This is a genomic window from Nostoc sp., assembly GCF_036917775.1.
In the GTDB taxonomy this organism is placed as follows: Bacteria; Cyanobacteriota; Cyanobacteriia; order Cyanobacteriales; family Nostocaceae; genus Nostoc.
In genome coordinates, this window is the sequence record NZ_JBALEQ010000075.1 from 140,024 (window position 1) to 158,989 (window position 18,966).

15 protein-coding genes are annotated in these 18,966 nt (G+C 38.4%); 7 read left to right on the forward strand and 8 right to left on the reverse strand.

The genetic code is table 11. From position 1 onward, the window contains the following. Nucleotides 1-56: 56 nt before the first annotated feature. Nucleotides 57-1,442: an AAA-like domain-containing protein gene (locus V7K69_RS13915; protein ID WP_335035196.1), complete on the forward strand. Its 1,386-nt coding sequence runs from the start codon at nucleotides 57-59 to the stop codon at nucleotides 1,440-1,442. Between the two features lie 134 nt (nucleotides 1,443-1,576). Further along, nucleotides 1,577-3,139: an AAA-like domain-containing protein gene (locus V7K69_RS13920; RefSeq protein WP_335035198.1), complete on the forward strand. Its 1,563-nt coding sequence runs from the start codon at nucleotides 1,577-1,579 to the stop codon at nucleotides 3,137-3,139. Between the two features lie 39 nt (nucleotides 3,140-3,178). Here V7K69_RS13920 and V7K69_RS13925 read toward each other — a convergent pair whose 3' ends face one another. Further along, nucleotides 3,179-3,607: a helix-turn-helix domain-containing protein gene (locus tag V7K69_RS13925; RefSeq protein ID WP_335035200.1), complete on the reverse strand. Its 429-nt coding sequence runs from the start codon at nucleotides 3,605-3,607 to the stop codon at nucleotides 3,179-3,181. Further along, nucleotides 3,591-3,890: a type II toxin-antitoxin system HigB family toxin gene (locus tag V7K69_RS13930; RefSeq protein WP_335035258.1), complete on the reverse strand. Its 300-nt coding sequence runs from the start codon at nucleotides 3,888-3,890 to the stop codon at nucleotides 3,591-3,593. The genes V7K69_RS13925 and V7K69_RS13930 overlap by 17 nt, the downstream gene beginning before the upstream one ends. A 342-nt stretch (nucleotides 3,891-4,232) precedes the next feature. On the opposite strand from V7K69_RS13930, the gene V7K69_RS13935 reads away from it, so the two are divergent. From V7K69_RS13935 to recQ, 3 genes are all read left to right on the forward strand, one after another. Next, the gene (locus tag V7K69_RS13935; protein ID WP_335035202.1) at nucleotides 4,233-4,469 is read left to right on the forward strand and encodes a hypothetical protein; all 237 of its coding nucleotides are present in this window, start codon (nucleotides 4,233-4,235) and stop codon (nucleotides 4,467-4,469) included. Continuing rightward, on the forward strand, nucleotides 4,462-4,746 hold the full coding sequence (locus V7K69_RS13940) for a type II toxin-antitoxin system RelE/ParE family toxin (RefSeq protein ID WP_335035204.1): 285 nt from the start codon (nucleotides 4,462-4,464) through the stop codon (nucleotides 4,744-4,746). Before V7K69_RS13935 ends, V7K69_RS13940 begins: the two co-directional genes overlap by 8 nt. A 183-nt stretch (nucleotides 4,747-4,929) precedes the next feature. Next, nucleotides 4,930-7,089, forward strand: coding sequence for a DNA helicase RecQ (recQ, locus tag V7K69_RS13945; RefSeq protein WP_335035207.1), 2,160 nt, complete (start codon nucleotides 4,930-4,932; stop codon nucleotides 7,087-7,089). Between the two features lie 232 nt (nucleotides 7,090-7,321). Here recQ and V7K69_RS13950 read toward each other — a convergent pair whose 3' ends face one another. Continuing rightward, nucleotides 7,322-7,846 (reverse strand): pentapeptide repeat-containing protein, encoded by a 525-nt coding sequence (locus tag V7K69_RS13950; protein WP_335035209.1) that lies wholly within the window; start codon nucleotides 7,844-7,846, stop codon nucleotides 7,322-7,324. A 162-nt stretch (nucleotides 7,847-8,008) separates the two neighbouring features. On the opposite strand from V7K69_RS13950, the gene V7K69_RS13955 reads away from it, so the two are divergent. Further along, complete coding sequence (locus V7K69_RS13955; RefSeq protein WP_335035211.1) at nucleotides 8,009-8,581, forward strand: Uma2 family endonuclease; 573 nt, start codon at nucleotides 8,009-8,011, stop codon at nucleotides 8,579-8,581. A 12-nt stretch (nucleotides 8,582-8,593) separates the two neighbouring features. Beyond that, on the forward strand, nucleotides 8,594-9,775 hold the full coding sequence (locus tag V7K69_RS13960; protein WP_335035213.1) for an MFS transporter: 1,182 nt from the start codon (nucleotides 8,594-8,596) through the stop codon (nucleotides 9,773-9,775). An 812-nt stretch (nucleotides 9,776-10,587) separates the two neighbouring features. Here the strand turns inward: V7K69_RS13960 and V7K69_RS13965 are convergent. Genes V7K69_RS13965 through V7K69_RS13985 form a run of 5 tightly spaced genes read right to left on the reverse strand, consistent with a single transcriptional unit; the run spans nucleotide 10,588 to nucleotide 17,777 of the window. Beyond that, nucleotides 10,588-12,078, reverse strand: a complete 1,491-nt coding sequence (locus tag V7K69_RS13965; RefSeq protein WP_335035216.1) for a radical SAM/SPASM domain-containing protein — start codon at nucleotides 12,076-12,078, stop codon at nucleotides 10,588-10,590. Then, complete coding sequence (locus V7K69_RS13970) at nucleotides 12,071-14,863, reverse strand: tetratricopeptide repeat protein (protein WP_335035218.1); 2,793 nt, start codon at nucleotides 14,861-14,863, stop codon at nucleotides 12,071-12,073. Before V7K69_RS13970 ends, V7K69_RS13965 begins: the two co-directional genes overlap by 8 nt. Nucleotides 14,864-14,877: 14 nt before the next feature. Further along, nucleotides 14,878-16,536, reverse strand: coding sequence for a hypothetical protein (locus tag V7K69_RS13975; RefSeq protein ID WP_335035220.1), 1,659 nt, complete (start codon nucleotides 16,534-16,536; stop codon nucleotides 14,878-14,880). Between the two features lie 5 nt (nucleotides 16,537-16,541). Then, nucleotides 16,542-17,429, reverse strand: a complete 888-nt coding sequence (locus V7K69_RS13980) for a trypsin-like peptidase domain-containing protein (RefSeq protein WP_335035222.1) — start codon at nucleotides 17,427-17,429, stop codon at nucleotides 16,542-16,544. A gap of 6 nt (nucleotides 17,430-17,435) precedes the next feature. Then, on the reverse strand, nucleotides 17,436-17,777 hold the full coding sequence (locus V7K69_RS13985; protein WP_335035224.1) for a CU044_2847 family protein: 342 nt from the start codon (nucleotides 17,775-17,777) through the stop codon (nucleotides 17,436-17,438). Nucleotides 17,778-18,966 lie beyond the last annotated feature (1,189 nt).

Sequence of the window (18,966 nt, forward strand, 5' to 3'; positions counted from 1 at the left end):
GTATATTATTAATAGATCAAAATAGATAACTATATCTAGTAATTGTTTAAACTTTAATGTCCGTGGAAGATATTCTGCAAGCAGTAGAAACGATTCTGCAAGACAAACCTCTTGCTTCCATTCAGTGCTTTGTGCTGTCTCAGTCGTGGTTGGGCAAAACCTATAGTGAAATGGCAGAGGAATCAGGCTACCGCGACAATTACATCAAGGAAGTTGGCTCTGAGTTGTGGCAAGACCTTTCCATCGCACTTGGAAAAAAAATAACCAAAAAAAATCTGCATTTAGCCTTGAAGAAATACCTGCAAGAAAAAATAGGCGATCGGGAAAATCAGAGCCAACAAGAATTCAATGAAGAATCTAATTTAGAAATGGTGTCTTTAGACTTGTTTTCAGCAAGCAAAATTGAATTTCCTAGCGGCCCCGTACCACTAGGTTCTCCTCTTTACATCAACCGCCCCCCTCTTGAAGAACTTGTTTGTAACGAGATTTTATACCCTGGTTGCTTAATCCGAATCAAAGCACCTAGAAAGACAGGAAAAAGTTCACTGCTCAACCGGATGATTGCTTATGCTAGAGAGCAAGGTTATCAAATCGTCTATTTGGACTTTCAAGAAGCCGATCAAGACGTTTTCGCTTCTCTTGATAAATTTTTGCGTTGGTTTTGTACCAATGTCAGCAGACAGTTAAATCTCCTTCCCTGTCTAGATGATTTTTGGGATACGGAAATGGGCAGCAAGGTAAGCTGCAAAATCTATTTTGAAGCATATCTACTGCAATACATTGATAATAGTCCTCTAGTTTTGGCTTTGAATGAAGTCCATCGAGTTTTTGAACATCCCAATATTGCCCAAGATTTTCTGCCAATGCTGCGATTTTGGCACGAACAAGCAAAGCAGGATCAAATCTGGCAAAAACTACGGATGGTGGTAGTTCACACCACAGAAATATATATTCCACTCAAACTCAATCAATCACCTTTCAATGTTGGGATCACAATTACGCTGCCACCATTGACTCTCAATCAGATACAGAATTTAGCATTGTCTTATGGCTTAAATTGTGCAGCCGGCTCCGAAGGTGCAAAACGCCTTGCACCCTTACAAGCAATGGTAGGAGGACATCCCTATTTGGTGAGCCTTGCGCTTTATCATCTATGTCAGGAGGAAATGACATTAGAGGTATTACTAGAAACTGCATCTACACCAGTGGGAATTTACAGTCAGCATTTACGGGAACTGTTGAGCTTACTGCAAAAAGACCCAAAATTGATGTCAGCCATGCAACAGGTAATTGCAACAGATGAAAAAGTAGAGCTAGACGCGATCGCTGCTTACAAGCTAGAAAGTATGGGTTTGGTTAAACTCAACGGTAATCAAGCTAATGTTATGTGTGAGTTATATCGCCTTTACTTTAGCCAACAGCTTGGAAAGCGTTCAGGATAGTAATGGTTCTGGTAAACTGTTGAAAGATAAATAATCCAAATAAGTAATTTTCGTTCTTAATATAAATTTTAATCAATTGTCACCATAGAAATTTATTTATTAAGAACGAGAACTAATTTAAAATTTTAAATCAAATGAACAGTTATCGATATCAAGTTGGTGGCACTTTAACCAGTGACGCTCCTAGCTATGTTGAGCGCAAAGCGGATGTGGAACTTTACGAAGCCTTAAAGCAGGGTGAATTTTGCTACATCCTAAGCAGCAGGCAAATGGGCAAATCTTCACTTATGGTAAAAACCAAGCATCGCTTGCAACAAGAAGGCTTTAGATGTGTCACCATTGATATGACTAATATTGGTTGTGAAAATATAACTCCAGAACAGTGGTATAAGGGAGTTGTAGGCGATTTGTGGCTGGGTTTTAAACTGTTAGGAAAAGTCAATTTAAAAACCTGGTGGCAAGAAAAAAATGATATTTCTTTGGCTCAGAAACTCAGTCGGTTTATTTCAGAAATTCTGTTAGTTCAGTTTCCTAACGAAAGACTATTCATTTTTATTGATGAAATTGATAGTATTCTCGGTCTTGATTTCTCTGTAGATGATTTTTTTAGCTTGATTCGGTTTTGTTATAATCAACGAGCAATTGATCCAGAGTATGATCGGATTACATTTGCAATTTTTGGTGTTGCTACACCTTCAGACTTAATTTTATATAAAAATCACATTACAAAGTTTAATTTCGGTAAAGCTATCCGAATAAATGGTTTTACATTTGAAGAAGCGCAACCACTATCTTTAGGACTAGATATTAAAGACAACCATCCGCAAAAACTTTTGAAGGAAGTATTAGCTTGGACAAAAGGGCAACCATTTTTGACTCAAAAGCTGTGTCGGTTAATTGTTAGTCTATCTCAAGATGATGTGGGTAGAAAGTTAAAAATTCCCCCTGGTACAGAAGAATTTTGGATAGAAAATGTGGTGCGATCGCACATCATCGATCAATGGGAATCACAAGATGAACCAGAGCATTTGCGGACAATTAGCGATCGCATCCTCAGAAACGAAAAAATCGCCGCCAGATTGCTAGGAATTTATCAGCAAATCCTCCAAGGAGTGGAAGTACCAGCCGATGATAGTCGAGAACAAGTAGAACTATTGCTGTCTGGTTTGGTAGTTAAAAAACAAGGTTTTCTTCAAATCAAAAACCGAATTTATGAAGAAGTTTTCAATTTAGAATGGGTTGGAAAAAAATTAGCTTATCTGCGTCCCTACTATGAAACCTTCAATGCGTGGATAGCCTCAAAAGAAAATGATGAATCTCGCCTATTGCGCGGACAAGCCTTGATTGATGCCCAAACCTGGGCACATGGCAAAAGCTTGAGCAATTTAGATTATCGATTTTTAGCTGCTAGTGAAGAATTAGATCGGCAAGAAATGCAACAATCATTAGAAGCCGAACGTGCCAAAGAAGTTGAAGCACGACTTGCAGAACAACAAAAAAGATTAACTCAACAAAATAAAACTTCCACGATAGTCACACTTTTGCTTGCAGGTATGACAATCAAATTGGTAATTGCTATGGTGTGGGGAGTGTCGCTTTTACGAAAGATTGATGCTTTAGAATCACAGTTAAAATGCACCCAAGTAGGACATCAAGGCAAAGTAATAACTGCAAATTCTCGCTTAGGTGGATGCTAACTGAATTGGGAGTATCCTAAATGTGTAAAAACATAATCTTCAATTTTCTCGCTGCCCAAAGTCAAGAGCTGTAAGGGAAAGCCCAGAATAATGCTCATTAAAAAACTTAGCTAGGGACTCAGCTTCAGATTGGGTAACTTTCCGTTGACCATTAACCACTTCCTTAACAATCTTAGCAGAGCCAAAAATTTCGACTAAAGAAGTTGGTTCTACATCAAACTCATACATCAGGGATTCCAAAGTAGCCACAGGTTTTGATTTACCCATCGAGTAATGATGTTCCTCGTAATTCTCAATCAGAAGAACCAACAACTCAAAAAGCGCAGTTTCAGCCTCTGTCAACTCACCAGATATCATCCCCTCTACTACTGTTAAGGCTCTGTTATACTCCTGTTCTGTTTTAATTGGTTTAGGCTGATACTGAATCAGTAAATCAGTATAGGTTTTTTGACTAGAAGTAGGGATCATCTTTCCACCTTTCTTTATCGTATTCAGGATGGGTAAGAACGTATTTAATAAAAATTGTCTGGCTGGAATATCTAATATCTACAATCAAACGATAGTTATTACCTTTGATGTTAAACACTGTAAAGTTACCAACTGCTTCTGCCTTCGGATATCTTTTCTGAACATCCACCAAATTAGACCAGTTTGCAATAGATGCAAACTTGTACCAGTCATTGAGAGCATCTTCAGAATCAGCGTGTTGAGTCCAGAATTCCCGCAATTTCACTTTGCTGATTACGTGCATCCCTAAAGTGAGAAATTTGTGCTTATCATAGCATTGATTGAGCCGCTCTCTAATCCGATCGCCAATAGAAATGCAGGACTGACCAACACTGCCGATGATGTGAGTTAAAATCCTGACATCTTCAATAACTCTCACGCAGACAGCCCCTGAAAAAGTGATGTCTACAACGGTCACTGAGCGCAGCCGAAGTGCGGGCTGCGCCTACGCTCATGTATGAAGATTGATTTAGTGCAATAAGTTAACATGAGTTTGAAGAAGCTAAAAAAGCGATGAGGGTAAGACTTATAAGTTTATATCTTACGAGTTCTGTTATCAACCCAAATAATTAAGAGGAAGAAGCAATTGAGTAACCTAGATAGAGTTTTAGATGCCGCAATGGAGCTTACCTTAGAGCAGCAAGAAATGCTGGTACAAATTCTTAAGAACCGAATTATTGAAAGTCGGCGAGATGAAATTGCGTCAGATGCAGCAGCTTCCATTGCTGAATTCCAAGCAGGTAAGCTCAAAGTCCAGACTGCTAGTGAAGCAATTCAAGAATTACGGGAATATCTCAATAATCCAAGTGCAGCCGATGTATAGATTGGTTATCACGAGCAAATTTAAAAGAGCTTTCCGAAAATTTGCTCGCCGTAATGCTGGCTTGCAGGCCAGAATAGAAGAAACTATTGCTGCTATGGAAAATGATATATTTGCAGTGAACTTGGGCACTCACAAACTAGAGGGAAAGTTATCAGGGTTGCTTTCATGCTCTTGTGGATATGATTGTCGCATTGTTTTTTCGCTGAAAACCGATGACGAGAGTGAGGAAGAAGTTGTTCTTTTACTAGATATTGGTACTCATGACGATGTTTATTAGCTCAATATTAAGTGCGATCGCTAATTTTGTAGCAACTGTCTTAAAAGTCAAGCGTAGGCGTAGCCCGTCGTAGACATCGCCGTAGATAAACGCAGGGCTTCCCAACACTGCCGATGATGTAAGTTAAAATCCTGATATCTTCAATAACTACTCACGCAGACAGCCCCCGAAAAAGCGATCGCTATGCTTCAGTATCCCCATCTCGAACAAGCGCTAAAATATCACTTCGGTTACGACAGATTCCGCCCCGGACAACGGCAAATTATCGAAGATGCGCTGCAAAATCGAGATTTAATGGTTGTGATGCCGACTGGTGGGGGAAAATCTCTGTGTTTTCAACTACCAGCATTGTTAAAAAATGGATTAACGGTAGTGGTGTCGCCGTTAATTGCTTTGATGCAAGACCAAGTAGAAGCACTGCGAAACAATAATATTAACGCGACATTTCTCAATAGCAGTTTGAATGCTTACAAAGTGCGATCGCGGGAAGAAGCCATCCTCAGTGGTAAAGTAAAATTACTATACGTCGCCCCTGAACGTCTCCTCAGTGAAAGGTTTCTCCCGTTTCTCGATTTAGTTAAAGAAAAAATCGGTATTTCTAGCTTCGCTATTGATGAAGCGCATTGTGTTTCGGAATGGGGACACGATTTTCGTCCAGAATATCGCCAGTTGAAATCTCTGCGGAAACGCTATCCTGATGTGCCTACAGTTGCCCTCACCGCCACAGCAACCGATCGCGTCCGTAGTGATATCATTCAACAACTAGGACTAAAGCAACCTAGCATCCATCTTGCCAGTTTTAATCGGGAAAATCTTTATTACGAAGTTCGTCCTAAAACTAAATATGCTTACGCTGAATTATTAGAACTAATTCGAGAAACTGAAGGTTCGACAATTATTTACTCTTTAACTCGTAAAAAAGTTGATGAACTAACTTTTAAACTCCAAAATGATAAAGTTATTGCTCTGCCTTATCACGCCGGATTAAGTGATGAAGAACGTAGTAGTAATCAAACGCGATTTATTCGAGATGATGTTCGGGTAATGGTGGCAACAATCGCCTTTGGAATGGGAATTAATAAACCCGATGTGCGATTGGTAGTTCACTTTGATCTACCCAGAAATATAGAAAGTTATTATCAAGAATCGGGTAGAGCAGGTAGAGATGGAGAACCATCTCGCTGTACAATATTTTTCAGCTTTGGTGATGTTAAAACAATTGAATGGAGTATCGATCAAAAAGCTGACCCTCAAGAACAGTTGATTGCTAAACAACAACTGCGGCAGATGATTGATTACGCTGAAGGCACTGATTGTCGGCGAACAATTCAACTGGGTTACTTTGGCGAAAGGTTTCCTGGGAATTGCGGTAACTGTGACAATTGTCGTCATCCCAAACCAATGGAAGATTGGACAATTGAAGCCATGAAGTTTTTATCTTGTGTGGCGCGTTGCAAAGAAAGATTTGGGATGCTACACATAATTGATGTGTTGCGGGGGGCAAAAAAAGATAAAATTCTCCAGTACGAACACGATAAACTTTCTACCTACGGTATTGGTAAAGATAGAACTCTCGATGAATGGCGAATGTTAGGGCGATCGCTTTTACATCAAGGGTTAATAGAACAAACTAGCGATGGTTACTCAGTTTTAAAACTAAATGCCTTAAGTTGGGAAGTAATGCGAAAACAACGCACAGTTTCGCTAGCTGTAACCACAGTTCAAAAGATTACCTGGGAACAGGGGAGTGAAAAAGCAGAAGTTGCAGAAATATTATTACAGAAATTGCGATCGCTACGTAAAGAATTGGCTGATGAGCAATCTGTACCACCTTACGTCATCTTCCACGATTCCACTTTAAAATTGATGGTACAGGTGCAACCCCAAAACTTAACTGAATTTGCCAAACTTTCTGGTGTTGGTAGTCATAAACTCGCTCAATATGGCGAAAAGTTCATTACCGAAATTCGCGCCTACCGCCAAGAAAAAGGTTTGCAAAATAAATCTGCTACTTCCGTATCTTCTGCCAAATCATCTTCTTCTTACACCGAATTACAAACATTACAATTGCATCAACAAGGTTTAAATATTGCTCAAATTGCCCAAAAACGGAACCTTAGTCCGGCAACAGTTAGCAGTCATCTAGAAAAGCTAATTGAGAAAAATCAGCCAGTTGATTTAAATCAATTAGTACCTTTAGAACATCAACAAAAAATTTGGCAGGTTTTAGAAGTACTCGGTGACATTTCCCTCACTCCCATCAAAGAACAACTAGGCGAAAGCTACACTTTTGATGAAATTCGTTTAGTACGGTGTAAATGGCGGCGTGAAAATCGCAAATGAAAATTAAATTTTAGAGGATGTTTTAAAAATATTGGGCGAATAGAATTCGCGGCTACACAAGCAAAGTCCACCTCCGTGGACTAAGATAAAATCAAGATTTTAAACCCACGGAGGTGGGTTTTGTCTGTATAGCCGCGATTTCTAATCGCCAGGGCTAGTATTAATTGAGACTTTACAAATATGCTCTTATTTTGTTGAGAATGCACCCTTCATCGCTGTAATTGGAGATGAACTAAAACTCTCCGAAAAAAGGGCCGCTTTTGATAGTGCCATCGGGCATAGTAGTCTGGTAAACAAAATTCCCATAACTCCAAATAATGTTTGGAGCGATGTAAGCATCTCTAAAGTTAGTTTTAATCAGAATAGCGAACTCAAAACTACTGATGTTGGCTCCACAAAAGAAAGCACTAGTAGCATTCATCTGAGCCAAGTTGGTTCCTTGCAAATCCGCTTCATGTAAACTACACCAATGCAAGTTGGCAGAATACAAATTAGCATCCCTGACAATAGCACGTTTCAACCAAGCGCCTTCCAAGGAAACACCAAACAAATCGGCTCCAGTCAAATCGGCTCTACACAAATCGGCTTGTCTCAAATAGGCACCGCGCAAGTTGATATCTCTCAAAATAGCCCCTTCGAGGTCAATCGAACTGTCGAGGGGAACACCCTCGGATTGAATCAACTCAATCCCAGCAAAGTTTCGCTCTCCATCAGCATACCGAGCCAGCAACTCCTCAGCAGTTATTTCCCAAGGCATGATTTAACCTCCAAGTTTTTTTCTCATCTCAAATATATGGATGTTTAAGCTTTTATGGGCGGTTTATGTCTAGAAAAAAATAGCCCTGTTGAATATACTCTGTGAATTTTCAAACATCCTTTTATGATTAAAATACAAGAGCCAGATTAAAGGAGTTAGCCGATGAGTCAGATTCTTAATACAGGAGTACGCTGGACAACTCAGGATGTGGAACTCTTCGCAGAAAATGAGGGGACGCGCTACGAGATAGTTGATGGAGAATTATTTATGACTAGGGCACCTCACTTTAAACATCAGCAAACTTGTGGCAAGATTTTTCGACAACTTGATGTTTGGTCAGATTCTACTGGTTTAGGAGAAGCTGTAATCAACCCCGGCGTTTTGTTTTCAGAATCAGATAATGTGATTCCTGATGTAGTTTGGGCTACTAAAGAAACCTTGGCGCTAACATTGGATGAAGCGGGACATTTAACTGGCGCACCAGATTTAGTAGTCGAAGTTTTGTCTGCTAGCAACGAAGACCTAAGACGAGATAAAGAAGCTAAACTTAAACTTTATTCTTCCAGAGGAGTAAAAGAATATTGGATTGCTGATTGGCGATCGCGTAAACTAGAGGTCTATCGGCGTGAAGAAAATCAACTAAAATTGGTAGCAACTTTATTTAGTAGTGATAATCTAATTTATCCGCTATTGCCTGGTTTTAGCTGTACTGTAAACCAGTTTTTTCCTGTATAAAGATTAGGTTGAATGGAAAAACAAATCTCAAGTAGCGGATTAACTAAAGTCCAGGTACTGATTATGGCGATCGCATCTGGTGTCTGCGTTGCTAACATTTATTATAATCAGCCAATCCTCAAAGATATTGCATCTTCTTTTCGCGTCGGTGAAGGCGAAGTGGGTAGCATATCTGTGCTTTCACAAGTTGGTTACGGTTTCGGGCTTTTCTTTTTAATCCCCTTGGGCGATAAAATCAACAAGAAAAAACTAATTCTTTCCTTACTGATATGTTTGTTTTTTTTGTTGATACTCATGACGTTTTCACAAAACATCATTGAAGTTTGGATATTGAGCGTAGCGATTGGGATTGCGACAGTATCGGCTCAGGTTATTCTTCCCTTAGCAGCAAGTATAGATAGAGTAACTACAGGCAAAACTGTAGGCTACATTTTTACTGGTATATTGATTGGAGTTTTAGGAGCAAGGGTTTTTAGTGGATATATTGCTGAATGGTTGAATTGGCGTTATGTATATGGATTTTCGGCAGTAATGGTTTTGATTGTTACTGTCTTACTAAATATATATTTACCTAATGTCAAAAATGAATTTAACGGTTATTACTTGGAATTATTAAACTCAACAATTCAACAATTCAAACGTTTTTCTTTGTTAAGAGAAGCGTCTTTAATTGGCGGGTTATTGTTTGGTGTATTTTGCTCATTTTGGACAACACTAACTTTCCATTTAAGCGGTGCGCCTTTTAATTTTCAATCTGACACAATTGGGATGTATGGCTTTGTGGCGATTGCAGGTGCATTGATGGCACCAGTTTTTGGTAAACTAGCCGATCGAGGTAACTCGCAACGTTCCTTGACAATTGCTGTATCGCTCGTGATTGCAAGTTTAGTAATTGCTAAAATTGCTTCTAATTCAGCGATCGCGATCGCTGTTGCTGTATTGTTACTAGATGTAGGTGTACAAGCAATCCAAGTCACCAATGTCGCAAGGATATACACTCTTGATGCTCAATCAAATAGTCGTATTAACACAGTTTACATAACTATCTATTTTATCGGTGGTGCTGTAGGTACTAGTATTGGTTTATTATGCTGGAATCTTGGTGGCTGGAATTTGGTGACTTGGCAAATGTTAGTTTTTACTTTGCTTGGATTTTTTATTATCGTCAGACCTAAAAAGATTACAGCAAAATAAAGAATAACAAAAAATTGCGGTAACAAATTCAAATCAAGCTGCTAAAAGCTTTATTTAGTAGTAATACTATAATTATTCTCTATTTCCTAGGTTTTCGCTGTATTCTAGACCAGCTTTTTTGTCTATAAAATTTTATTTTTTGAAAGTATGCACACTTATTATTTTCCGAAAAAAATGTGCATAACTTTCATTAAGATATCGCTTTGCACCAATAACTAAATTTTCTCCTCATCAAAGCGATATCTAGACACAATCAGCTTATATTACGAAAAACTGGGGATTTCAGAATTAGAATCTTTTGATGTTGCAGTAGAGCGCGATGGTGAAGTGTTTTGGCTTTTTGCAGACAGAATTACTAGCAATTTAGGCAGCGCAAGGCAAGCAACAGTGTTTAGCAGCGTCAGTAATATACCATCTATTAAACTCATGTGCGATCGTCCTTATTTCAAAATTGGTGTTTACTATATTTTTAGTTTGCAGCAAAATTAGTACAATTGCTTCAAAGCAGCATTTTAATTTCTTTTATCGGTTATAAGCTAACTAAATATATTCTTATAATTTCAATTCGACTCATGAAGAGTGCTGAGTTCCAAGTGCTGAGTGCTGAGTTGAGAGACCGCGCGGGCGGGGCTTTTACCGTAGTGCGGAAGTACTGAGTACTTTTCTTAAATTTACTCTAAGCCCAGGTACTCAGCACTGAGTGGGTAAAATGTCTTTTTTCTCTGCGTTCTCTGTGCCTCTGCGGTTAAAAAGTAATTAATTTAACCACAGAGATGCAGAGAACACAGAGGTAAGAAGTGAAATTAGCTAACTTAACTATATTTGAGAAGGCGTAAGCCCTCTAAGCGGAGAGCTTCAGGATATAGAGCTTTATAAATATTGCAATTTGGAGATTGAATATCATAACGACCTGTAGCCTTAAACGTAGCCAAAGAGCATCCACCCGTACACCAGTATTTCCACTCACATTTACGACAGCCTTCTTTTTCTTCAACAGATAAATTCTGAATACCTGTTTTATCTTGTCGCACAACAGTTAAAGGATCTTGAGCATCAACAGAGGATATAGTTTTATGTAGCTGCATCTGACATTTGGCAATTTGTCCTTGATAATCAAACACAAGATAGCTTTGCCCAACTCCACAAGTTCGTTTATGAGGAGATGCTAAATTAGCACGATCAACTAATGAACCTAATAAGCTTCGATTAGGTAATTTCAATTCAATAACTTTGAATGCTGCTAACATTCCCTTAATCATTCTAGATTCTTCTAGTTGCAAATCTTCGTAAGAAGCTGACAGTTCATTTTCACGATAAAAGTTGAAACTAAAGGGCAGATTATGCTCTAATATCCATTCAATCAGATCGGGTAATCCTTCTGCATTGCGCCCGCTAATGGTGATTGAAATATCGGGTATCAACCCATTTTGCAAAGCAATCTTAATACCTCGTTCAACATCTTGAAACGATCCCTTTCCACCTGCATAATTTCGTTGGATATTGTGGAAATCTGATAATCCATCTAGTGAAATCATGAGACGCAGATTCAATATTTTAAGCATCTCGATAATTTCAGGCGTAATCAATGTTCCATTACTGAGAACAACTCCATCTAATATAATGCCTCTTTCTTTGCTAAGTGATTGAGCATATAAATGTAGTTCTTTAATTAAAGGAGAGCATAATAATGCTTCTCCTCCGGCATACTTCAGTTTGACGCGGCGGTAATTATGTAAGCTAGCAGAGCGAAATGTAGATTCAACAGCTGCTCTGCCTATCTCTATTGACATATCCCTAGCTAAATGAGGAAGATAGCAGTAGTCACATCTTAAGTTACAGCGATCGGTGATATGTAACCATGCAGATAAAGTTTCTGGTATTTCATTTAGGTTAAATGAACTATTTTTAGGAACAATTAAACGGGCTTGATATAGTTCCTGAATAGCTGTCTGTAAGTCTATTTGGCTAATATGATAATTCTCTTTTGTGATATCATCTAATTTATGAGAATTTGTAAATATATTTCGTAAATCTAATGCAGATTGATTTAGAACTGCTACTTTATGATTAGTTCCATAACAGATAGAGTAAGTATTATCTAGATTCATTATTTGCGAATTGGGAGATATCACAAACTCTGTCTCAAATATTCCTAGAGATAATGATGTATCTGAGCCTAATTCTGCTAAAGGGGATAAGTCACAGGCACAATCCCCTCCATCACAATCGCATTGTCCAGTTGGTACGCAGGTAGAATTGAGAGAAACTAAAATTCTGGGTCGATCAATTTTTTTACTAAGCATGAGAAGATGGCTGTTTTGTTGCACGGATTCTAGTCAAAAACATTTGTTGATCGCACCATTCCTTGAGAGCTTTATTATCTTGCCACTGATGTTTGAGTTGCTGGATTAGGGTTTTAGAAAGTTCTATAGGCAAACGTTCGATTTTCTTTTGCAGCAGATTTAACTCATGTTGGATAGAATAGGGGCCAAAACCTCCATCCTGGAAGATTTGGGGTATGCCTTGAGCATATTTTGCAAAGGCAAGATCGTAGTTCGCCTGTTGAAATGCCACATCACCTTCTATCCGTAACATCCTACCAAAGTACAGTTGATAGGTATTTTGATATGACTGGAAGCGATCGCTAAGTTCTCGTGCATAATCTGAAATATGCTGGTATGCTTTTACATAATAATCAAACTCTGCTTTCCCTACCAGGCTATCGATGGCATACCGCCTGTCATTGTACTCTAGACTAGTGTGGTAAGAGCGATCGTTGAGTTTGAGAGCTTGTTCTTGCAAAGAGCGATCGCACTTTTGAAACCCAAGATGCCAGTAAACACTGGCCGTTTGGTGCAAAATTCCAGGTAATTCCTCTTCAATTCCGTATTTCTCTGCCAGTCTCAGGCTTTTTTCTAAAGCATCTTGAGCTTGACTGAGTAGATTTAGATCCCACTCTACCTGTGTCACATCCCAAATGGCTTCGTTTACTAACTCGGCACTAAACCATTGATTTAAGCCTAACTGAAAGTATGCCCTACACAATATTCGATTATCGTTTTCCTCGTTGTCGCAACGGCTTAACGCTCGTTCAAGTAGGTGTTTAGCCTTAACATAGTTCCCCTCATTTACTGAAATAGCAGCAGAGGCAATTTCAGCATCGGCTATTTCGCGTTTACTCTCAACACTCAACCACATATCAATAGCAGCCTTAAAACACTGTTCAGCCTTTACAGAATCTTTTTGTAGTCCGTATAAGTACCCCAAGTTATTCTGAATGCTAGCCATAACTTGAGTTAAGCCTTTGTCAGGAGTGTCAACTTCCATAGCAGCATCCCAACCTAGTTTGTAATATTTTTCAGCCTCTTTAAAGTTGTTGAGTTGTCGATAAAGATAACCAACTTGGTTAGCTACACCAGGAATAGCAGATGATAGGTTATTGCTTTGAACTAGGGATAAACACTCTTGCTGATATTTCAAGGCTTCATCATAAAGATGTAACTTGGTATTTAACATTCCCAAGACATTGCAAATATCTGCTTTATGAGAAGAATTAGAAGATTGTTCGGATAGCATTACCTCTAGCTTTTTTACATTAAATTCTGCTTTATTTTTGTCTTTAAGTGCGTGATCAATCCTTGATTCAAAAGTAATCAACTTCAGTTTTTGATCGGGGCTTAGGTCTTTTTCAAACCCTTGAGCAATTGCTACCAGTTGTTTGACAAAGCTAAATTTCTTAGCTTGACGGCGTATCCTATCAGTCACTTCCCGCCAAGTTTCAAAGCCTTTTATCGAATCGGCATATAAAGCATTCTCTAGCCATCGGATAGTATTAAATTCCCGTAGCTGTTTAACTTCTTCAATCAGAAACTCAATGTTAGCGACTTGATGATAATCATCAGAGTAACGTTGAACCTCTAGGTTCCTTTTTTGTGGGCTTAAATCATAATCTTTTTGTTCAAAATATTTGGCTGCAATCCGACTATCTCGTTTTCTCCATTCAAAATCTGGGTCAATATCTGCCCATACATATTTATTAACCAAGTCTCGCACAATATCATGCAATGCTATTTGAGAACCACTGATTACTGGTTTGATAAAAAAGTAGCTCTGTGCATCAATAAATAATCTTTTAGCATCTTCTATTGATAGTTCTAATAGATTAGCAATATCAGAACTATCTAATGGATAAATACGTGAAAGTAAGAGGGTTAACCTATCCATTGATGTCCGAAGCTGCGTAATATGTCGAACCATCTCAGCTTCAAATCCACCCGTTTTTTCCAACCTAGATGGAATAGTTTTTATATCTTCAGTCTCTAACCAATCTGGAATAACTTCTCGATAAGCATACTCTACTCCAAATTCAATCATAATGGGGCTACCACCAGAAAGAACTATGATCTTTTGAACTAAGTCTTTCCCAAGACTAAAATGAAGTTGCTCCTCTTTGGAAAGAATGTATGTCTGTACATCCTCATGAGTAAATTCATTTAACTCCAAATAGGTTAGTTCTGCTTCTGTAAACGACTTTTCCAAAATTTGACGAGCAATACTAGGGCGACCTGCTAAAATCAATACGGCGTTATCTAGTTGCTGGCATAGATTACCAATATATTCCCAAACTTCCGTTCTTCGCTCTGCTTGTCCTAACTTCTCAACCGTATCAATTAAAAATACTAATCTCTGTTGTTTAGATTTTCGGTTAATTTCATCGACTAAAAACTTTTCAAGTTGTCTGCGTTCTTCTTGGTATGCAGTTTGACTGAGGTGGTTTTCATCTTCTCGTAGTTGTCGTAACCGGAGCAGCCATTCTTGATATGTATTCTCATACAATTGCTTGGCGATTTGAGTGCATAAATCTTCTGCATCATTAAAAACAGGAGTATCACAATCAATAATTTCACTGGTTCCAATGTTTACTTGGTTGAGGCGGTTTTGTAATTCATTAAGCAACCAAGTTTTGCCAATTCCGCCTCTACCCTCCACCAAAACAACATGAAGTTTATTAGCTTTTTGAACAAGGGTAATAATTCGATTCAGATGTTCTTCACGACCAACAAACTCTAATTTATCTATTTCAGACATAATAGGCTCCTGAGTTAATTATTTTGAATAGCTTCATCAAGCTTATGAATTAAACATCTATAGGGTGTATCATTATATTCGTCATTGTGGAGATAGTAATTTACCAGAAATTGAAATTCCCAGTCATGCTCAACTTCAGATTTCAGCGTAGATAGAAATTCATGGGTTTGCTCTCGATCTGTATTACGGAATATTCCAATAGTTTCTTCAACAGTTTCATCAAAGAAAGTTCTGCGAAGTTCTTGTCTATAAGCTAAACTATCGCCACCACAATTGATAAATCCAGCATGTTGCTGAAGGCTTTGAAAAAAATACTGCATTGACCAAGTTCCTGCTACCGCAGAATCATTCTTAGATTTAAGCTCGTGAACATATTCCCAGCAAATTTGAGCTGCTTCGCTACAAAGCTTTTGAAAGCTATCAGGTGAGCTTTCTCGGAGAAGACCAATAACTAGAAGCCGACGGGTCATTCCATCTTTGATAATCGTTTTGTCACGAGTAAAAATTGATGTTTTTGTTAGTTCTGCGTTTAATTTAAAGCTATCATCACTGAAAGGTAGCTGAAATCTTCTAACAGCTTCCTTTAATATCCAATTTCCATTTAGTATGGGAAATATACTCAGTTTCTCAATAGATTCATAGAGATGATTGTTTTCTTTAGTCAAGCTTTCTTTAATCTGATCTCTACAATGCTTTAGAGTTCTTTCCCATAATTTACTTCCATAACTTTTTAAAAATAAATTAACTGTGTAACCACCACCTCGATAAACTTTTAGGGCTTCAGCAATCCCCCCTGGATGTCCACCAGTTAGATAAAGTAAGTGTCCTGCTAGTAGTGCAAGACTTTCAGAAGTCATCTCAATCGGCTTGAGATATTTGGTCGCGGTATCTTGAATAACTTCCCAGTTAAAAGGTGAGAGGATTAGTTTAGGAAGAATCCGATCTGGAGGAAGATCGGTAAGACATCGGGCTGCAATTACAACTCGAAGACTCTTGGAATTATCTTTAAAGAATTGTAATTCTTTCAAACAATTTTCAATTCTCCATCCTAATTCTTTAAGCTGAACAAAAATTTCGCTTAAACGCTGTTTTTGTGGGGCATTTCCATCAAGATCGATTAGTAATACAATACCTTTCTGTCCCTGCAATTGCCACATAGCCCAATTTCTATGTAATAATAAACCTAAGCGTTCTCCCCAAGGCAAATCATTTCCTTCTTGAATCTGGAGATTGAGAGAAATTGCTAATTCTTTTTCTAAGTCTTCAATATTTTGATCTCCAGACATGGAAGCATAAGCGCAACACCATTGTAATTCTTGAAAGCGCTTCTGGATCTGTTTGAGAAATGCTGTTTTTCCATAACCTTTAGGAGCCGTTATCAGACGATAAGTAGGAGAATTATTTGCTGTAATATCACTAATTGCAGCATCCCGATTAGTGAATGGTATTTTATCAGGATCAACTTGCTCTAGAGTTTCTTGATTTAGCTTTTTTAACTCTAATTCAGCTTTTTCTATTTCCTTAAATTTATCCTCAAGTTGCCTTTCTAATTGATTTTTCTGTACATTATTTAGCGTCCACCCTATTTGGTTGCTGAGACTTTCAATGTCAGTGGTTAAACGGGCTATTAACTGCTCAAGAGACTTCTTTCGTAAATATAAGGAATTTTTCATTGCATTTAAATGGCATTAAGTTCGCTTTCTACTCGACCGAGTTCTTGGAGTATGGTGTTGATTTGGCGTTGAATGATATTGCGATCGCTCGCAGCGAGTGTATAGTTAAGCTGGTTGTAAGCTGCTTCGTAGTCACTGCTTAGAACCTCAAAGCGTTGTTGCAAAGTCTTGATTTTGAGTTGTTGTACCCGGCTGGGGCTATTCTGAGTTTGTGCATTTGATGAAATCGGCAAGGTTATTTCATCCCATGCTTTGCTCAATACGTCCGCCGGAATCATGAAAGCAGTCTTGATATCTTCTCGCTGTTTCTCCGCCGCTACAGCCATACCAACTACTCCTGCAAGGGTTTCATCCCATATAGGCGCACCACTAAAGCCCGGTTCTATCCTGTAGCCAGTTACCTTGCTATCTTCTAATTGCACCCATCCCTTTCCTTGCCCATCTCGCAACACCCCCGTAGACCAAACGCCATCATTGTGTCCGTGAGGAAAACCAAATATGCGAAAAGGATGCTCCCAAACGTTACTGGCTGAGATTAGCTTGATAGGTTGCGCTTCATGAGGTAACTGTCCTTCGATTTGCAACCCAGCTATATCTTCAGGTTCGGAGGTTGATAGGTTGTTGACAACAGGTTGCCAAAAGACAACTTTAGCTTTTAGTTTTTGCCCCCATGCAATTAGGGGGAAATCGAAGTAAATATCATTAATAGGAGCTTCAACTATATCCTGTGGTAAAGATAGAGCCAAGGTAACAACATGAGCGCATGTCAGGATATAATTTTTACTTCGCCCTGACACTAAAAAACCTACACCAACTACCGCACCACTCGGATGAAAAATCCGAGCGATCGCTGATCTAAAAGCTGGAATATAATTATCTGCAATCGATGCCATAGGTTACTATGCCTTGTCTTGCTTCCATTTCAAGGTAATTTCGTAGTTAGCCTCACCACCTACAGAAGTGAAAATTGCACCCGCAACAGCATTTAACTTAATACCAAATTTCACCTCTACCTCATCAGCAGGTGTATTAAGCTGACTCAGTTTGGTGATAATTGCTGAAGCTACAGGTTGTATTTGATCCAATACTTCATCAAATTTCTTTTTAGCTTCAAATACTATTTGACCAGCATCTGGTCTGGCAACACGTACAAGAGAATTGCTATTTTCTGGCTCATCAACCTCAGCTAAAAACTTTGTGCCGTCTTCTAGAGAAAACTCTGTTATCTGTTTCCGAATCATGGTAAAACCTGTTATTTTCAATTAATAGTTGAATGTGTAAATAATCAAGATATGTTGCAAAAATTTTTGGACATAATCTTCTTTTAATGTAAGAGGTTGTTTTAAAAGTGTTTGGCTGCGATTTTAAGTACTTCTAGATCCCCCCTAACCCTCCTTAAAAAAGGGGCAAACCGGAATTAAAGTCCCCCAATTTATCGGGGGATTTAGGGGGATCTGAACTTTTGATACCGATAAGGGGACTTTTAAAACATCCTCTAAATAGCCAGCTGCATATATTAGGTTTGTAGTCTTGCTATGAGCAATTCATCGCTCATTACGAACAATGCTTGCTGCAAACTTTTCTTTGGTCAATTCTAGAAGTTTGTGAAGTTTCTTAATAAACTGACCAACTTTCGACTGTTTGGGCGTTAAAGCTGTTTGACTCTCATGTAATAGATTTAACAATTAATATATTAATGGTTATATTAGTTATATATGTACTCTAACTTCAATTAGTAATTATACTGAGTTAAACTCTGGCAAGGAAACAAAGGTGTAGCGGAAGCCTAAGAGTTGCAAGTAGTCTTTAGCCTTGCCTTTCGAGTCTTAGAGGGCTTAGTAATATTCTTCGGTTAAGGCAAAAGATGCGATTATATCGGGTTTTTACAATCTTTTTAGCCATCCTGAATCATTTCTGAGAAACAAAGATCCCCAACTTCTTAAAGAAGTCGGGGATCTGGGGGTTGCAGAGTTTCAATTATTACAATCGAAACATATTCTACTACTGAACGGCGCGATCGCACTGTGAAAGTATGTACGTACTGTTCAATAAGCTTGTGTGAAAATGATAAATACTTACAGCATAAGAGTTTCAGCAATCATAGTCGAATCAGCTTTAGCGTAATCGCTTGAATAAGTAGACGCATAAACTATTATTTGGAATGCAAAAATATAGCTGCTGGAAAAAATAAATTTCTCCAATTTGGCAAACAATCGATCAATTTGGAGAACACTTAGAACAAAAATCAGGACTGAATTTGCAGTATTGACTACCTGTTAGTGAGTACACTGTACAATAAGGAAAACTCGTAAGTCCAATTTTGGCTGTTTGCAATTTTGAACCGTTCCGCGACATTCCATTAGGTTTGGTTTTATCAGCCAGAAAGATTGCTACAAGCTTAGGAAACGCTATGCAAATAGTAATATTGAG